15 protein-coding genes are annotated in these 15393 nt (G+C 74.8%); 4 read left to right on the top strand and 11 right to left on the bottom strand.

All coding sequences use genetic code 11. The features are described 5' to 3' along the window. The first annotated feature begins 91 nt into the window (after window positions 1-91). The gene (gene rnhA, locus ACLQ3B_RS26670) at window positions 92-565 is read left to right on the top strand and encodes a ribonuclease HI (protein WP_030491933.1); all 474 of its coding nucleotides are present in this window, start codon (window positions 92-94) and stop codon (window positions 563-565) included. Between the two features lie 7 nt (window positions 566-572). On the opposite strand, the gene ACLQ3B_RS26665 is transcribed toward rnhA, so the two are convergent. The 3 genes from ACLQ3B_RS26665 to ACLQ3B_RS26655 form a co-directional block, all read right to left on the bottom strand. After that, a complete protein-coding gene (locus ACLQ3B_RS26665; RefSeq protein WP_425783434.1) occupies window positions 573-809 on the bottom strand; it encodes a preprotein translocase YidC in 237 nt (78 codons plus the stop codon). Between the two features lie 135 nt (window positions 810-944). After that, entirely contained in the window at window positions 945-1832 is an 888-nt protein-coding gene (locus tag ACLQ3B_RS26660; protein ID WP_425783433.1) for a pentapeptide repeat-containing protein, read from the bottom strand. Between the two features lie 73 nt (window positions 1833-1905). Then, window positions 1906-3000, bottom strand: coding sequence for a DUF5919 domain-containing protein (locus tag ACLQ3B_RS26655; protein ID WP_425783432.1), 1095 nt, complete (start codon window positions 2998-3000; stop codon window positions 1906-1908). 72 nt (window positions 3001-3072) lie between these two features. Between ACLQ3B_RS26655 and ACLQ3B_RS26650 the strand changes: the two genes are divergently transcribed. After that, entirely contained in the window at window positions 3073-3681 is a 609-nt protein-coding gene (locus tag ACLQ3B_RS26650) for a hypothetical protein (RefSeq protein WP_425783431.1), read from the top strand. A gap of 21 nt (window positions 3682-3702) precedes the next feature. Next, window positions 3703-4305: an MBL fold metallo-hydrolase gene (locus tag ACLQ3B_RS26645; protein WP_425783430.1), complete on the top strand. Its 603-nt coding sequence runs from the start codon at window positions 3703-3705 to the stop codon at window positions 4303-4305. Here the strand turns inward: ACLQ3B_RS26645 and ACLQ3B_RS26640 are convergent. Together ACLQ3B_RS26640 and ACLQ3B_RS26635 are read right to left on the bottom strand one after the other, a co-directional pair. Further along, window positions 4278-5012 carry a B3/B4 domain-containing protein gene (locus tag ACLQ3B_RS26640; protein WP_425783429.1) on the bottom strand — a complete coding sequence of 245 codons (735 nt, stop codon included), beginning with the start codon at window positions 5010-5012 and terminating at the stop codon, window positions 4278-4280. The genes ACLQ3B_RS26645 and ACLQ3B_RS26640 overlap by 28 nt on opposite strands. A 7-nt stretch (window positions 5013-5019) precedes the next feature. After that, window positions 5020-5631 (bottom strand): LysE family translocator, encoded by a 612-nt coding sequence (locus tag ACLQ3B_RS26635; protein WP_425783428.1) that lies wholly within the window; start codon window positions 5629-5631, stop codon window positions 5020-5022. Window positions 5632-5693: 62 nt separating this feature from the next. Here ACLQ3B_RS26635 and ACLQ3B_RS26630 point away from each other — a divergent pair, with 62 nt between their 5' ends. Next, complete coding sequence (locus ACLQ3B_RS26630; RefSeq protein ID WP_425783427.1) at window positions 5694-7166, top strand: PLP-dependent aminotransferase family protein; 1473 nt, start codon at window positions 5694-5696, stop codon at window positions 7164-7166. A gap of 24 nt (window positions 7167-7190) precedes the next feature. Here the strand turns inward: ACLQ3B_RS26630 and ACLQ3B_RS26625 are convergent, their stop codons facing one another. The 6 genes from ACLQ3B_RS26625 to ACLQ3B_RS26600 are packed head-to-tail and all read right to left on the bottom strand — an operon-like array spanning window position 7191 to window position 15323. Beyond that, a complete protein-coding gene (locus ACLQ3B_RS26625; RefSeq protein ID WP_425783426.1) occupies window positions 7191-8612 on the bottom strand; it encodes a DUF6297 family protein in 1422 nt (473 codons plus the stop codon). Then, window positions 8609-9226: an ABC transporter ATP-binding protein gene (locus tag ACLQ3B_RS26620; RefSeq protein ID WP_240639413.1), complete on the bottom strand. Its 618-nt coding sequence runs from the start codon at window positions 9224-9226 to the stop codon at window positions 8609-8611. Before ACLQ3B_RS26620 ends, ACLQ3B_RS26625 begins: the two co-directional genes overlap by 4 nt. Window positions 9227-9272: 46 nt before the next feature. Beyond that, window positions 9273-11657 (bottom strand): hypothetical protein, encoded by a 2385-nt coding sequence (locus ACLQ3B_RS26615; RefSeq protein WP_425783425.1) that lies wholly within the window; start codon window positions 11655-11657, stop codon window positions 9273-9275. After that, window positions 11654-13420: a hypothetical protein gene (locus ACLQ3B_RS26610; protein ID WP_425783424.1), complete on the bottom strand. Its 1767-nt coding sequence runs from the start codon at window positions 13418-13420 to the stop codon at window positions 11654-11656. The genes ACLQ3B_RS26615 and ACLQ3B_RS26610 overlap by 4 nt, the downstream gene beginning before the upstream one ends. After that, window positions 13417-14694 carry an extracellular solute-binding protein gene (locus tag ACLQ3B_RS26605; RefSeq protein WP_425783423.1) on the bottom strand — a complete coding sequence of 426 codons (1278 nt, stop codon included), beginning with the start codon at window positions 14692-14694 and terminating at the stop codon, window positions 13417-13419. The genes ACLQ3B_RS26610 and ACLQ3B_RS26605 overlap by 4 nt, the downstream gene beginning before the upstream one ends. Beyond that, window positions 14691-15323 (bottom strand): ATP-binding cassette domain-containing protein, encoded by a 633-nt coding sequence (locus tag ACLQ3B_RS26600; protein ID WP_425783422.1) that lies wholly within the window; start codon window positions 15321-15323, stop codon window positions 14691-14693. Before ACLQ3B_RS26600 ends, ACLQ3B_RS26605 begins: the two co-directional genes overlap by 4 nt. Window positions 15324-15393: the final 70 nt, after the last annotated feature.

Below are 15393 nucleotides of genomic sequence, written 5' to 3'. Positions count from 1 at the left end.
GGAGTGGGGCACCGCGTGCCGGGGCCGACGCCTCGGCGCGGCGGCCCCCCGAGCGGGGAGGACGACGTCCGCGCCCGGTAGGTTGCCGGGCATGGTGGACGCGGCGGCCGGCAGGGGCGTGCAGATCTGGACCGACGGGGCGTGCAGTGGCAACCCCGGGCCGGGTGGTTGGGGCGCGCTGCTGCGCTACGGCGATCACGAGCGCGAGCTGTGCGGCGGCGAGGCCACACCCACCACCAACAACCGGATGGAGCTGATGGCGGCCATCCAGGCGTTGGAGAGCCTGAACCGGCCGGTCACCGTGGAGCTGCACACCGACAGCACGTACGTGCGCAACGGCATCACCAGTTGGCTGGCGTCGTGGAAGCGCAACGGTTGGCGGACCGCCGCGAAGCAGCCGGTGAAGAACGCCGACCTGTGGCAGCGGCTGGAGGCGGCCTGCGAACGGCACGAGGTCACCTGGCTGTGGGTCAAGGGGCACAACGGGCACCCGGAGAACGAGCGGGCCGACGGGCTCGCCAACAAGGGCATGACCGAGGCGCGGGCCGCGTTGACCAGCCGCTGAGCCCGGGTCAGCGGCTCGCGTCGGGGTGCCCCGGCATGCTCGACCCGCCGCCGCTGCTGCCGGACGAACCACCGGCGACGCCGGAGTTGTCGGGCTCGGTCACGATGTCCGGCCGCACGTCGGTGTCGGCCGGTGCGGGGACCTCGGTGTCCGCCTCGACCTGCACCAGTGGCACCTGACCGGCCTCGTCCTCAGTGTGCTGCGGGTCGCCCGGCTGCTCACCTTGGCGATTTCGGTAGCCCACGCCGTGCCCCCCGTCGATACCGGTTCGCGTCGGCGCTGGCTACCCGGCGTCGTCCCGGCCGAAACCTCGCGGTCAGCGCCGGCGACCTCGTGGTCAGCGCCGGCGACCTCGTGGTCAGCGCCGGCAACCTCGCGGTCAGCGGCGTCGGCCCCGGCGGGTGGGTGCGGGGGACCGGGCCGGCTGGCGGACCGGGGTGAGCGGCAGCGCCGTCCAGTGCGCCGGCCGGGTGAGCGTCTGCGGCAGCCCGGTGCGCACGTCACCCCTGGCGGCGTCCAGCTGGGTCTGGTGCAGGAAGAGAGTGCGGCGCAGGTCCGTGCCCCGCAGGTCGGCCCCGCGCAGGTCCGCGCCGGTGACGTCGGCCAGGCCCAGGTCCGCCCCACGCAGGTCGGCGCCGATGAGCAGCGCCCCGCGCAGGTTGGCCCGGCGCAGGTCGACGCGGCGCAGGTCCACCCCGAGCAGGTGCGCGCCCCGACGGTCGGCGCCGCCGGGGGCGCGGGCCGCGTCGCTGGCCCGGGACAGCAGCGGGTTGACCCGGTCCCGGTGGCCGGCGACGTCCACCGCGCGAAGCTGCGCCGGGTCACCCTCGGTGAGCGTCAGCGTCTCGGCGCGGGCGCGTTCCAGCTCGGCGCGCAGGTCGGCCGGCGGGCGCAGCGCCACCGCCTCGGTGAGGTACCAGAGCAGTTCGTGCAGCGGTCGCAGCACCGCGAACGCCTCCGCCATCGCCGGCAACGTCTCCGGCGCGTCCCGCCAGTCCCGCCCGCCGAAGGTCACCTGGGCGACCTGCTGCCCGGCGCCGAAGCAGTCGAACACCGTGCAGCCGGGAAACCCGCGCTGTCGCAGCTCGGTGTGGATGCCGCAGCGGTGGTCGGGACCCAGATTGGGGCAGGGCGAGCCGGCCGGCTTGTCGATGGCGAAGTCCGTCGACGCGGCGAAGGCGGGCACCACGCAACACAGGCCGAAGCAGCGTCCGCAGTCGGCGCGCAGCTGCGCCGCCCCGGACGGCGGTGCGGTGCGGTGCGACACGCCGACGGTCCTCCTGGCGATCAGGGTGGACCACCATTGTTTCCTGTGCCGAGCCGACCGGGCCGGCCGGGGGTCACCGTGCGTGCGTGTCGCTGGCCGTCGCGGGGCGGGGCGCCGGGGTCCGGGCATCGCCCGGCGGCGGCACCAGTCGGCGCACGTCCCGCTCGCCGTCGCCCGGCCCGTACTTCTGGTCGAAGTGCCGTTTCACGACGGCGGCCGGAGGGCGGTCCCCGTCGGCGGGCTCGGCCAGCGCGAAGACGCCGGGGGCCGCCCCGGGCGCGCGGGGCGGCAGCACGGCGCGCACCGTCAGTGGCCCGGTGACCCGGAACCCCCGGCAGTCGACGTAGTGCTGCCCGTCCACCGTCACGTACGGCACGCGCACCTCGACCACGTCCGACTCGTCGTGGCGCAGCGTGACAGTGACCGACCAGTACCGCTCCAGGTCGAGGGTGGCCTGCTCGTGCTCCCACAGCTCCTCGAACCGGGCGTGCACGAACCCGCCCCACGGGCTGTCCATGTCCACCTCGAGCTGCGGCACGTTGAACGACAACTTCCCGATCGGGAAGAACGAGATCAGCGCCCGCCCGTCCCACTGGTAGAGCTGGATCGACGGGGACGCGTCGTAGAGCCGGACCTGTAGGCGGTGCCGCAGCCGTGCGTCGAGCGCGTCGGCGAACGCGGCCAGGTGGCGCAGGTTGGTGCGGATCTGCCGGGGCACGTCGACCCGTTGCCGTTCCAGCTCCTCGGAGCGTTGCTGGGCGGCGGTGCAGTCGGGGTCGAGCAGGAGCAACTGCACCTGGGCGCCGTTGGCGAGCGCCGCTCGCACCGCGCTCAGGGTCTCCTCGCGGTGTCGTTGCTCCAGCAGGATCGTCCAGGTGTCGAGGATGCGCACCCGGCGACCGGAGCGGTGCAGCCGCGTCACGAACGCCTGCTGGTCGAAGCTGAGGTGCTCCTGCACCCGCGCCTTGCGGGCCTCCTCGAACATCGGGTCGAAGATGACGTACGAGATGGCCGCGAGGACCACGCTGGCCCCGAGGTTGAGCAGCAGGTCGCTGAGGAAGCCGGTGCTGCGCCAGGCGGCCAGCAGCATGACGACGGCGACTGCGAACAGTGCCCCACCGACGACGAAGGCGCGTCGTTGCCGCCCGCCCCGACCCCACCCGGGCATCCGGTCCCCTTCCGCCGTCGGTCGCTCGTAGGGTGACGGTAACCGAGTCGTGCGACCACGGAGGGTGGCAGGGTGGACGAGAGCGAACGCGAGCAGGCGCTTCTCTCCGTCCTGACCACCGAGCACTACGCGTTGCAGACGTCCCGCGCCGGCACCATCGCCGAGGCCACCGGGCGCGCCACCATCTTCCTGTCCGTGCTGTCGGCGTCGCTGATCGGCCTCGGCTTCGTCGCCAGCAACGACAAGCTGGTCCGGCCGTACCTGGCCGCGGTGCTGCCGACCCTGGTGATCATCGGGGTGCTGACGTTTCTGCGGCTGGTGGAGACCACCGTCGAGAACTCGTTGGACCTGCGCCGGATCCAGCGCATCCGGGCCTACTACCAACATCAGCTCGCTGGCGAGCACGACTTCTTCGCCGACGCGGTGGTGGCCGACGACGCCATGAGCACGGCCTGGAACCTGGTCGGCACGCGGCCGGGGCGGTGGGAGTTCCTGCTGACCACTGCCGCACTCGTGGGCGCGGTCAACGCGGTGCTGAGCGGGCTCGGCGTCGCTCTGGTGGCCACGGCCGTCGGGGTCGGGGGCGTGGTGACGGTCCTGGTCGGGGTGCTGGTCGCGGTGGTGGCGTTCGCGGTGCAGTTCGTGTACATCGTCCGGGCGTCGGCCGGGCGGCGGCGCTGACCGACGGCGTACGGTCGCCTGATGCGGATCACCCGGTTCACGCACGCCTGTGTGCGCGTGGAGCACGACGGCGGGGTGCTGGTCGTCGACCCGGGGACGTGGAGCGAGCCGCGGGCCCTGGTCGGGGCGGACGCCGTCCTGGTCACTCACGAGCACACCGACCACGTGGACGTGCTGCGGCTCGCCGGTCTCGGCGTCCCCGTGTACGCCCCGGAGGGCGCCCGACTGCCGGATCTCGCCCCGCTGGCGGTGACCCGGGTGCGCGCGGGGCAGCGCTTCACGGCGGCCGGCATCGCGGTCAGCGCGCACGGCGGCCGGCACGCAGCGATCCACGAGGGGCAGCCCGACTGCCCTAATCTCGGCTACCTGATCGGCGACGAGCTCTACCACCCGGGCGACGCGTTGCACGTGCCGGACGAGCCGGTGCGTACGCTGCTCGTCCCCGCCCAGGGGTCCTGGCTGCGCCTCGACGAGGCGATCCGGTTCGCCGGCGCCGTGGGCGCGGCGGCGGCGTACCCGATCCACGACGCGCAACTCAACGAACGCGGCCTGGCCAGCGTCGCCGGCTGGTTCGCCGAGACGATCCCCGGTTACCGTCACCTGGTGCCCGGCGACACCGCCTGACCACCTGCCGTCGGGGTGCGGAAACGGGGCGCGGCGGCGGTGAGCACCGCGGCGGCCGTCGGGGCGCCCCACCCGTCGGTCAGTTCCGTCACGAGGTCGGCGACCAGCCGGGTCACGGCTGGCTCGCCACCCGGGTGCAGCGCCTCGGCGACGATCAGCACCGATGAGGTGCCCGTCCGCACGGCCGACCAGCCGCTCTGCCGGTTCGTCCACCGTCGGGCGTGTGCCCGCCCGGCGGAGTCGACGAAGGTCACCTCGCCCGGCTCGGGATGCTCGGTGTCGCCCGCGAAACTGAGGTACGCCTCGTCGCCGTGTGCGGGCCGGACCACCAGGTCGCCGTCGACCCGGTCCAGGTCGAGCGCCGCGACCGGGATGGCGTACGCGGCTGAGACGGCGTTGCAGAGGTCGACGAGCGGGTGCACCCGGGGCAGTTCGCCGTCCAGGCGCAGCCGACGCAGCAGGGCTTCGGCGGCGCACCGGTAGCTGGTGGGCCGCAGCCCCATCGCCGCGTACGCCCGCCGCCAGGCCTGGATCTCCGGGAACCCGCTCTCGGCCCCGCCGGTGGTCAGTCGCCGGCGGGCCTCGGTGAGATAGCCGGCCGTGCGTGCCGACACGTCGGTGGTGGCGGTGATCCCGTCGGCGAGCACCACACCCGCGACCAGGTCGGGGTACGCGCCGCGAAGCTGCGGAGCATGTTCGAACTGCACTGTGGTCCTATCGTTCGGTGAGGGCGAGGGTCACGCCGAGCGCGACGAACGTGCCGGCGGCGGATCGGCGCAGCCAGTCGGTGACCCGGGGCCGGGTCAGCACCCGGTCGCGTACCCGGGCCGCGAAGACGCCGTAGCCGCTGAACACCACGAAGGTGAGCAGCATGAACACCGCGCCGCAGCCGAGCATCATCCGGGTCGAGCCCGGTGCCGTGGTGTCCACGAACTGCGGCAGGAACGCGACGAAGAACATCGTCGGCTTCGGGTTGAGCAGGTTGACCAGCACCCCGGAGACGATCACCCGGATCGCCGAGCGGGGCGGGGCGTCGGTCGTCACCGCGAAGGCGTCGCGATCCCGCGCGATGGACCAGGCCAGGTAGAGCAGGTAGCCGACGCCGAGGTAGCGGACGGTCTCGAACGCCGCGGCGCTGGTCTGCATCAGCGCGGCCAACCCGGTCATCGCGGCCAGCAGGTGCGGCAACGTTCCCAGCGTGCAGGCCAAGGCGGCCACCACCCCGGCCCGCGCACCTCGCGACAGGGCGGCGGAGAGCGTGAAGAGCACCCCGGTGCCGGGGGTGACCACCACGATCAGCGTGGTGATCAGGAACGGGATGGTCACGATCGTCCTCCGACGGAGTTGACAGGTCTGGCTCCTGCTCACTCTGCTGCCACAATGGTCCGATGGGCAGAGCCAAACCGACGGCATCCGAGAGGTCCATATCGGCCGGGTCCGACTTCCTGCACCTGACCATCACCGACGCGGCGCCGGGTGGGCGCGCCGACTGGCTGACCGACAGGCTGCGGCAGGCCATCGCCGAGGGTCGGGTGCCGGTCGGCGACCGGTTGCCCCCGACCCGGGTGCTCGCCGCCGACCTCGGCGTCTCCCGGGGCGTGGTCACCGAGGCGTACCAGCGCCTGACCGAGGAGGGGCACGTCGCCGGTCGCGGGCGGGCCGGCACCGTGGTCGTCGCCGCGCCGGCCGCGCCCACACCCACCCCGGCCGCCGCGCCGGCACCGGTCGCGACCTTCCCGCCGGCACCGGACAGTGACACCTTCGAGGCGGTACGCGCGGTGCACGCCGCCATCGACCTGTCGCCCGGCGTACCCGATCTGACCGCCTTTCCCCGCGCGGACTGGCTGCGCGCCGAACGGGTCGTGCTGCGTCGCCTCGCCGCGGCCGACCTCGGCTACGGCGACCCGTGTGGCGCCCCCGCGCTGCGGCAGGCCGTCGCGGCCTGGTTGGCCCGCAACCGCGGCATCAGCGTCGACCCCGCCGAGGTGATCATCGTGGCCGGCGTCTCCCAGGCGCTCGGGCTGCTCGCCCAGGCACTCACCGCCGTCGGCGTCGACCGGATCGCGGTCGAGGACCCGGGCTCGCTCGGGGTGCGGCAGCACCTGAACAACTGGCGGATGGGCACCCCGCCGATCACCGTCGACGACGCCGGGCTGCGGGTCGACGAGTTGGCCGCCAGCGGCGTACCGGCGGTGATGCTCACCCCCGCGCACCAGTTCCCGACCGGCGTGGTGCTCGACGGTGACCGCCGCCGCCACCTCGTCGCCTGGGCGCGGGGCGGCGGTCTGATCATCGAGGACGACTACGACGCCGAGCACCGCTACGACCGTCCCCCGGTGCCGGCGCTGCGTGGTCTGCTGCCCGAGCAGGTCTGCTACGCCGGCAGCGTCTCCAAACTGCTCGCCCCCGCCCTGCGGGTCGGCTGGCTGCTCGTGCCACCACGACTGCGGGCGGCGGTGGTGGTCGCCAAGCGCAACGCCGACCTGGGCAATGCCGTGCTACCGCAACTGGTGCTGGCGGAGCTGATGACCTCCGGCGCCTTCGAGCGGCATCTGCGGCTACTGCGCCGTCGACACATCCGCCGGCGGGACGCCATGATCGCCGCGCTGGCCCGCGCGTTGCCATCGGCGACGGTGCACGGCGCCGCCGCCGGTCTGCACCTGATGATCACGCTGGACGACGCCGTGGTCGACACCGAGCTGGCCGCGGCGACGCTGGCGCGCGGGGTGAAGGTGCAACCGCTGTCCTGGCACTGCCAGCGGCCCTACCGGCCAGGCCTCGTGCTGGGCTACGCGGCCCGTACGCCCACCGAGATCGCCGACGGCGTCGCCGCAATCGCGGCCGCGCTCGGCCACCGCTGACCATCGAGGGCGCAGTGCCGGGAATCAGCCCAGGAACAGCTGGACGAGGACCAGCACGGCGAGCAGCGCCGGCCCGCGTGACCCCTGACGCAGCAGGTCGACCGGGATCATTCCGAACGGCGTGTTGACCGTCGCGCCGCCGTAGTCGATCGGCGGGCGGGTGCCGGCCCGGAACGCGGCGGCCACCACCCCGAGCGCCAGCGTCGGCGCCAGCAAGGCCGGCCCCGGGTCGACCGTCGGCAGGGTCAGCAACCACCACAGGCCCGCGCCGACGGCCGGCACCACCACGTGGATCCCGCGCAACAGGTTGTCGGTGCCGCCGAGCGCCCGACGCAGACCGGGTGAGCGGCTGACCGCCCGCAGACCGCCGGTCAGCCGGTCGACGGCGAGGTACGCGAACACCACCTGCGCGGCCCCGGCCAACCCGGGCAGGGCGAGCGCGGCAGCGTACTGCACCCCGATCAGCGCCGCCCAGATCAGCACGGCGCTCGGGTGGCGGCGCAACCGGCGCACGTCGGCCTGGAGCAGCGCCCACCAGCCGGGGCCGGGCCGGAACCGGCGGCTGCGAACCCGGCCGATCCGGCGCCAGCGGCGGCTCTCCACCAGGCTGGCGAGCAGGCTCGGATCCAGCAGGATCGTGGCCGTGGCGGCGGCGTTGGCGAACTGCGCGCCGGTGGTCAGGGTGGCCCGGTCGACCCGGGGCAGCGCGCGTACCGCGAGGATCGTGCCCACGCCCACGAGCGGCACCGCCGCGGCGAACAACGCGACGGTCGGCGTCGTCGCCGGCCGGGACAGCCCGTCGCCGAACCGGCCGACGAGCACCACCAGGGCGGTGATCACGGCCGCCACCACCATCGGCACCGCACCGGCCAGCGTCGGCCAGCGTCGCCCCGACCGGCTGCTCTGGGCGACGACGCTGAGCGCCAACGCCGCCGCGCCCCACGCCGCGCCGGCCGCCGCCGCCCAACCCAGGGAGGACAGGTCGCTGACCCCACCGAGCGCCGCCACGGCCACCCCGAGCGCCGCGGTGCCAGCCGCCGCGCCCACCAGCAGCAGGACGAAACGCGGCGCCAGCCAGGCCCGCCGGTCGACCGGCGCGCTTGTCGCCCAGCTCTGCGTCGCCGGGGTGACCAGCAGCGGGCCGAGCGCGCGCAGGCCACGCCAGGCCAGCCCCGCGCCGGCCAACAGCGCGGCGACCGCCAGCCACCACCGCACGCCCGGCTCGGCCCGCCCCACCGTGGGGGAGTCCAGCAGGTCGCGGCTGGCGCTGATCGCGAACCAGCCGTACATGCCCACGAACAGGACCATGACGTACGCGTCGCCGAGCACGTCACCGAGCGAGTGGTCGTGGTGCCGGCTGCGGGCCTTGCGCAGGTGCGTCCGCACCTGCCGGGCGGTGGGCACCCCGACCGGTTTGTCGGCGATCGTGGCCGGCGCGGCGGTCACTTGCCGATCTCGATGCGCTCGTCGACCACCGCGTCGATCAACTCCGGGTCGTGCGAGGCCAGCAGCACGGCCGTACCCGCCGCCCGTTCCCGGAGCAGTCGGTCGGCGAGCCACTGTCGCCCGCGGACGTCCAGCCGCTGCTCGGGCTCGTCGAGGATCAGCACCCGGCGTGGCCGGACGAAACAGGACGCCAGCGCCAGTCGGCGGCGCTGCCCGCTGGACAGCGTCACCGGCAGTTGGTCGCGGGCCGGCTCCAGACCCAGCTCGGCGAGGACCTCCTCGACCGGCTCGGCGTCACCCCCGTGGGCGTACGCGACCAGCTCCAGGTGCTCGACCACGGACAGGTCGGGGAAGAAGTCGATGTCGTCCAGGGCGGCCGCCACCAGCGCCCGCACCTGAGGATCGGTCTCGTCGGCCCGGCGGCCCTGCACCAGCACCTCACCCGAGTCCGGTCGGTCGGCGCCGACGACACAGCGCAGCAGGGTGGTCTTGCCGCTGCCGTTGGGCCCCAGCACCACAGCGATCCGGCCCGCCGGGAGCGTGAAGCTCACATCGTCGAGCACGACCAGGTTGCCGAAGTTGCGGCTGAGTCCCCGTACCGAGAGCGCGTCCACGATCACAGAGTCTCTCAGAGCCGTGCCACCGGCCAAGCCGAGCGGCCTACGTCACGCGGCCGTCGGCGTCGTCCTCCAGTCGGGCGTCGGCGGCGGCCAACGCCTGGGCGTCGGCGACCTCCTCGGCCACCGCCGCCGCGTCCGCCCAGTGCCGCCGCGCGTCGGCCCGGTCGCCCAGCGCGGCGCAGGCGTCACCCAGGTAGAGCAGGGTGCGCGCCAGCCCGGCGGTCGGTCGCGTCTCCTCGCGCAGCCGCCGGCTCTCGGCCAGCAGCTCGTACGCCGTCCGCGCCTGCCCCGGGGTGCTGTTCAGCAGCGTCGCCCCGGCGTTGAGCAGTGCCGTCGCCCGGCTGGTCGGGTCGTTGACCGACTCGTACTCGCGGAGTGCGGCCCGCCACGCCTGGGCGGCGTCCAGGTGCTCGCCGAGCGCCGCGTGCACCAGCACCAGGTTGGTCAGCGCGGCGGCGTACCCGCGCGCGTCGCCCACCGACCGGAACGTGTTGGCGGCCCGCACCAGGTGGTGGTGCGCGGTGTCCGGTTCTCCCCGGGCCAGCTGGGCCGCGCCCAGGCCCAGTTCGGTGAGGGCGTGCCCGGCACGGTCGGCGCCGGAGCGGTGCCGGCGGGACATCTCCAGGTGCTCCACCGCGTCGTCGAGTTGACCCAGGTCGAGCAGGGCCAGGCCGAGGTTCATCCGCGCCTGGGCGTTGCCCCGCCGCCCACGCTCGTCGACCGCGAGGGTGAGCGCGGCGGCCGCCCCCTGCGGGTCGTGCCGGCGTCGGCGCAGCACCCCCAGCTCGTTGTGCGCCCAGCCGGCGATCTCCGGGCGGTCGTCGGCGGTCGGGGTGGCCAGCACGGTGCGGCAGACCTGCTCCCACTCGTCGAGCCGCTCGGCGTACGCCAGCCACCCGCACAGCGCCACGGCCAGCCGGAACCACCACCGGCGGACCCGGCGGGGCAGGTTCTCCTTCGCGCCGGCCGGCACCCGCACCACCGCCAGCAGCAGCTCCTGGTGCAGGTCGAACCAGCCGTACGGGTCGTCGTCCAGCGGCAGCGACCACTCCCGGTCCGGTGGGGAGCCGAGCACCGCCAGGTTGGCCGCGTGCCGTTCGGCCCGGCGGGCCAGGTGCCGGGTCAGCCGGGCCTGCGCGGCGACCCGGGCCCGGGCCGGATCCGCGTCGCGCAGGTGCAGTCGGGCGCTGCCGGCCAACAGAGGGCGGATCTCGTACCGGTCGCCGGGCGCGCCGACCACGAACGCCGCGGCGGCCAACCGGTCGAGCAGCGCGGTCACCAGCTCGGGGTGCCGCCCGGCCAACGCGGCGATGGTGGGCCGGTCCACCGGGGCGGGGACCAGCGACATCAGCCGGTACAACCGTCGGGCCTCGCGGGGCAACACCCGGTAGGCGATGTCCCGTTCGGTGACCAGGCGGGCCACCGGTGAGACGGCGAGCCGCTGGTGCGGTGGCGTCTGCACCGCGCGGCGCAGCGCGTCCAGCACGTCGGAGTGCCGCCAGCCGTGCTGGGCCGTGCGGTAACCGAGGGCGCGGACGGTGCGCGGTTGCCGCCCGCACAGGTCGACGATGTCGCGTACCGCCGGGTCGGTGCGCGGGTCGGCGCGACGGACCCGGGCGGCGGGCGCGGCCCCGCCCGCCGTCGCGAACAGCTCCACCGCCTCGGACGTGCCCGGTTCGGCGATCCAGTGCGCGACCACGCCCTCCAGACCGACGAGCGCCGGGCCGCCGGCGAGCAGCAGGCGGCAGGTGCGCGCGGTGGGTGGCAACAGGGGCCGGACCTGGTCGGGACGGTCGACGTTGTCCAGCACCACAAGGATCTTGCGACCGTCGAGCTGACCGCGTAGCGCGTCGGCGGCGACGGCTAGCGCGTCCGGCCGACCGGAGGTTGGTGGGGCGGTGCCCAGGATCCGGGCCAGCGCGGTGAGCACCTGCCGGGCCGTTCGGGGCCGGCCCCGCCGCCGCAGGTCCAGGTAATACTGCCCGTCGGGGAAGTCCTCCCGGCACTGGTTCGCGGCCTGCACCGCGCACGCGGAGGTGCCCACCGCGCGTCGGCCCAGGACCGCCACCGCGTGCTCCCGCGCCAGCAGACCGACCACCGCGTCGACGTGCTCGCCGCGACCGGTGAACTCGGCCGTGTAGGGCAGGGTGGGTGCCCCGGTCACCGGTGTGGTCAACACGTCCGTCGGTTCGGGGCCGACCTCGCGGCCGGCGCGGCGGCGGCGCACCTCGTACACCACGTAACCCACGACTCCGCTGGCGGCCAGGACGATGGTCACCGGCCCGACGACGCTCGCGGCCAGCTCGGAGAGGAGGTTGCCGGCCAGGTTGCTGGCCACGTTGGCGAGGATGCTGCCGACCACGCCGCCGATCGCGATGAGCGCCGGCCAGCGCGAGCCACCGCGCGCGCCACCCGGCCCGGTCACCGGACGCCCCCGGAGACCAGCCCGGCGACCAGGTGCCGCCGCGAGAGCACCACCAGCACCACCGGCAGCACCGAGGCGAGCACCGAGCTGGCGGCGAGCGCGCCACTGTTGCTCACGAAGCTGCGGGTCTGCTCGGCCAGGAACGGCCCGAGCGGCGACGACCCCGACGCACTGAACAGCCGACCCACCACCAGGTCGTTCCAGACCTGGACGAACTCCAGCACCGAGACCGCCACCACCGCCGACCGGTTGTGCCGGGCCAACCGGCGCAGGGTGTGCCACCACCGGCGCCCGCCCAGCCGGGCGTCGCGGACCTGCTCGACCGGCAGGTCGGCGAACGCGTTGCGCAGCACCAGCACCGCGAACGGCACGCCCAGCGCGATGTGCACCAGGGCCAGGCCCTGAGCCGTCCCGGAGGAGAGCACCAGGCCCAGCACCTCGTTGACCGGCCCGGCGATGACCTGGATCGGCACGACGCTGGCCGCCAGCAGCAGCAGCCCGGTGGCCTGCGCGGCCGGCCCGGTCAACCAGGCCAGCGGGTACGCGGCCAGCAGCGCGACCACCAGAACCGTGGCGGTCACCGCGGTGGCCAGCAGCAGGGTGAAGCCCAGCGTGCGCCACAGCTCCGTGCCGGTGACCAGGTTGCGGTAGGACTCGCCATTCGGCGCCGTCGACCACCAACCGCGTGCGGCGGCGTCCACCCGGCCGTGCGCCGACGTGGCGACCAGCACCGCCAGCGGCACCAGCCAGGCGATCGCGGCGCCCGCCGCGAGCAGGCGGAACACCCGCCGGGGCGGGGCGATCGGGGCGGGCTCCGGTGCCGCCTCGACGCGCGGCGGGGGCCAGGCCTGCCGGACGAAGAGCGCTGCCACCATGATGCCGCCGATGACCGCCACCAGCCACACCACGCCGAGCGCGGCGCCGTCACCGGTGGTGGTGCCCCCGGACGTCTGCCAGATCCGCAGCGCGAGCACCGAGGCCTCGTCGCGGACCGAACCGGGGGTCATCACCAGGATGAGGTCGAACGTGCGGCTGGTGCCGACCGCCACCAACGCGAAGACCACCGCGGTCGTCCGCAGCAGCAGTGGCCGCCACTGCGCGTCCCACAGCACGTGGCGACGCCCACCGCCGTAGGCGCGCACCGCGTCGGCGAGACTCGGTGGCACCGCGTCCAGCGCGGACCGGAAGACCAGCACCGCCAACCCGACCCAGGCCCAGACGAACGCCGACATCAACGCGACGGTGACCATTCCCGGCCCGAGCAACTGCGGCGCGTCCTCGACCGAACGGCCGGTCAGTCGGGTCGCGACCAGGGTGGCCAGACCCCGGCTCGGGTCCGGGTCGTACATCAGGCGGAAGGTGACCCCGGTGACGACCAGCGGCAACGCCACCGGCACCAGGAGGATCAACCGGACCAGGCCGCCCTCCTGGGACCGGCGCGACGCGGCGGCGAGCAGATAGCCCAGCGCCGTCACCACCGCCGGCACCAGCAGGGCCCAGAGGACCGTCCGGCCGACCACCGCGCCGGTGCCCGGGGCGGCGAGCGCGGTCCGGAAGTGCGCCGCGCCGACCCAGCGACCGTCGGTGGTGACACTGGCGTGCATGGTCCGCAGTACCGGCCACAGCACCAGCCCGCCGAGCAGCACCGCGGCCGGCAGCAGCAGGGCCGACGTCGCACCCGCGGCCGGATACGCCCGGCCGCGCCGGGCTGGACCGACGTCGTCGAGGACCGCCAGCTCACCGAGGACCCGTACCTGGCTCATCGGCCGCCCCCCGCGCTGCGGGCCGCCGCGGCGAGCAGACCGGTGGCCCGACGGATCGCCTCGCTCGCGCGGACCCCGTCGGTGACGTCGGCGAAGAAGCCCTGCATGATCCGCCAGATGCCGACCCCGTCCGAGCCGGTGAACGCGCCGGGCAACTGGTCGGAGAGGTCGAAACGCAGGGTGCCAGGAGCCCGCATCTCCTCGGCGAGCCCCTGGCCGACGCGGTCCCGGTAGCTGCCGATCGCGACGTTGGTGTTGGGCGAGAGATAGCCGCCGGCGCGCAGCCACGGCTGGAACGAGTCGGCCCTGGTGAGCCACTCGACCAGCTCGACCCCGCCCCGGGCGTCGGCGAACGCCACGGCCGCGTCCCCGCCGACGATCAGTGGGCCGCCGCCCGGCTGGGCACCTGGGAACCGAAACGTGACAGGTGCCTCCGGACCGCGCTGGAACGGGTCGGCGACGTCGGCGGTGAAGTCGGCCCCGACGAGCATCACCGCCCGCTTCGTGTGCACCACCTGGATGACCGACTCCTCGTACTGGGTGAGCAGGGCGCGTCGACCGCCGCCGACGAAGGCCCCGTTGATGCTCCAGAGCCCGGCGAGCCGGTCCAGTGCGTCGCGCACGGGTCTGCCCTGCCAGTCGGCGTCCGGTCGGGCCAGGGCGTTGTAGCTCTCGGGGGCCATGTCGGCCAGGACGTTCTCGAACCAGTCGGTGAGCACCCAGCCGTCCGCGGCGCCGATGGCCAGGGGTGCCGGCCCGGCGTCGCGCCGGGCGAGCGCCCCGAGCTCCTGGGTACGCCGGACCAGCGCGTCCCAGTTGGCCGGCTGCACGGGCAGCATCGAGGGCAGGTGCCAGACCAGCGACTTGTGCGCCGCCTTGACCCAGACCCCGTAGCGCTGGCCCTCGGCCGTCAGCAGCTCGCCCAGCCCGGCCGGTACGGCGTATTCGGTGGACCCGCGCACCGGGCTCAGCCACCCGCGCTGGGCGTACTCGGTGACCAGGCCGGGGCGCGGCAGGATCGCCACGTCCGGGCTGGTGCCGGCCAGGTGTCGGGCGCGCAGGAACGCGTCGATGTCGTTGCCGGCGCTGACCACCTGCACGGGAGCGGGGTAGCCGGCGACGACCTCGCGGAACCGGTCCAGTTCGCTGGTGCTCCAGACCACCGCGACCTGCACCGACCGCGTGCCGCTGGAGCAGCCGGCGGCCAGGGCGGTGGCGCCCGCTGCGGCGGCGCGCAGCAGCGTACGGCGACCCACCCGGACGGCCGGCCTCATCGGGGCGCCTCGCTCGGCTCGGTGACCAACTCGTGCCGCACCGGGATCTCGGCCAGGGTGGCCGGGTCGGCGGTGCAGACCAGCACCGCCACCCCGGGGGCGTCCGGTGGGGAGAGTCGAGGCATCAGGTCACCGAGGCGGCTGTCGCCCGCCGAGCCGGCCGGCAGGTCGACCACCAGCACCTCGGGCAGGCAGGCCGCCGCTCGGGCGAGCGCCACCCGGAACCGCTGGGCGGCGGAGATCTGGTGCGGCAGCAGGGCGAGGGAGAGCGCCAACTCGAGCCGGTCGACCACGGTGGCCGTCCAGTCGTTGGCCACCTCGTGCACCCGTTCGCGTTTGCGCTGGCCGTACTCGATGTTGCGCCGCACGGTGAGCTGCGGCAGCAGCGCGCCCCCGGCGGGCACGTAGCCGATCTGCCGGCGGGGCGGCGGCAGGCCGGTGACGTCCCGGTCGCCGACGAGGATGCGGCCGGTCACCGGCGGGGCGAGCCCGGCCAGCACCCGGGCGACCGCCGTGCCGAACCGGGGCGGCGCCACCAGGGCGGCGAGCGTGCCGGCGGCAACGTCGAGGGTCACCGGCCCGGTGCCGGGGACGGCGACCAGTGCGCGTAGCCGTAACGTGGCCCTCACCTCCGGTGACCATTGATGACCGTCCCAGGGTGGCACACCGTGACGACAATCGACGCCCCCGACTTTTCCA

This window comes from Micromonospora sp. DT53 (assembly GCF_049841535.1).
GTDB lineage: Bacteria > Actinomycetota > Actinomycetes > Mycobacteriales > Micromonosporaceae > Micromonospora.
This window is presented reverse-complemented; position numbering and strand designations above follow the sequence as displayed.

Coding starts and splice junctions, on each gene's coding strand:
- ACLQ3B_RS26645 (WP_425783430.1), top strand. CDS start 3,703: ATGCGGATCACCCGGTTCACGCACGCCTGTGTGCGCGTGGAGCACGAC.
- ACLQ3B_RS26610 (WP_425783424.1), bottom strand. CDS start 13,420: ATGAGCCAGGTACGGGTCCTCGGTGAGCTGGCGGTCCTCGACGACGTC.
- ACLQ3B_RS26630 (WP_425783427.1), top strand. CDS start 5,694: ATGGGCAGAGCCAAACCGACGGCATCCGAGAGGTCCATATCGGCCGGG.
- rnhA (WP_030491933.1), top strand. CDS start 92: ATGGTGGACGCGGCGGCCGGCAGGGGCGTGCAGATCTGGACCGACGGG.
- ACLQ3B_RS26655 (WP_425783432.1), bottom strand. CDS start 3,000: ATGCCCGGGTGGGGTCGGGGCGGGCGGCAACGACGCGCCTTCGTCGTC.
- ACLQ3B_RS26605 (WP_425783423.1), bottom strand. CDS start 14,694: ATGAGGCCGGCCGTCCGGGTGGGTCGCCGTACGCTGCTGCGCGCCGCC.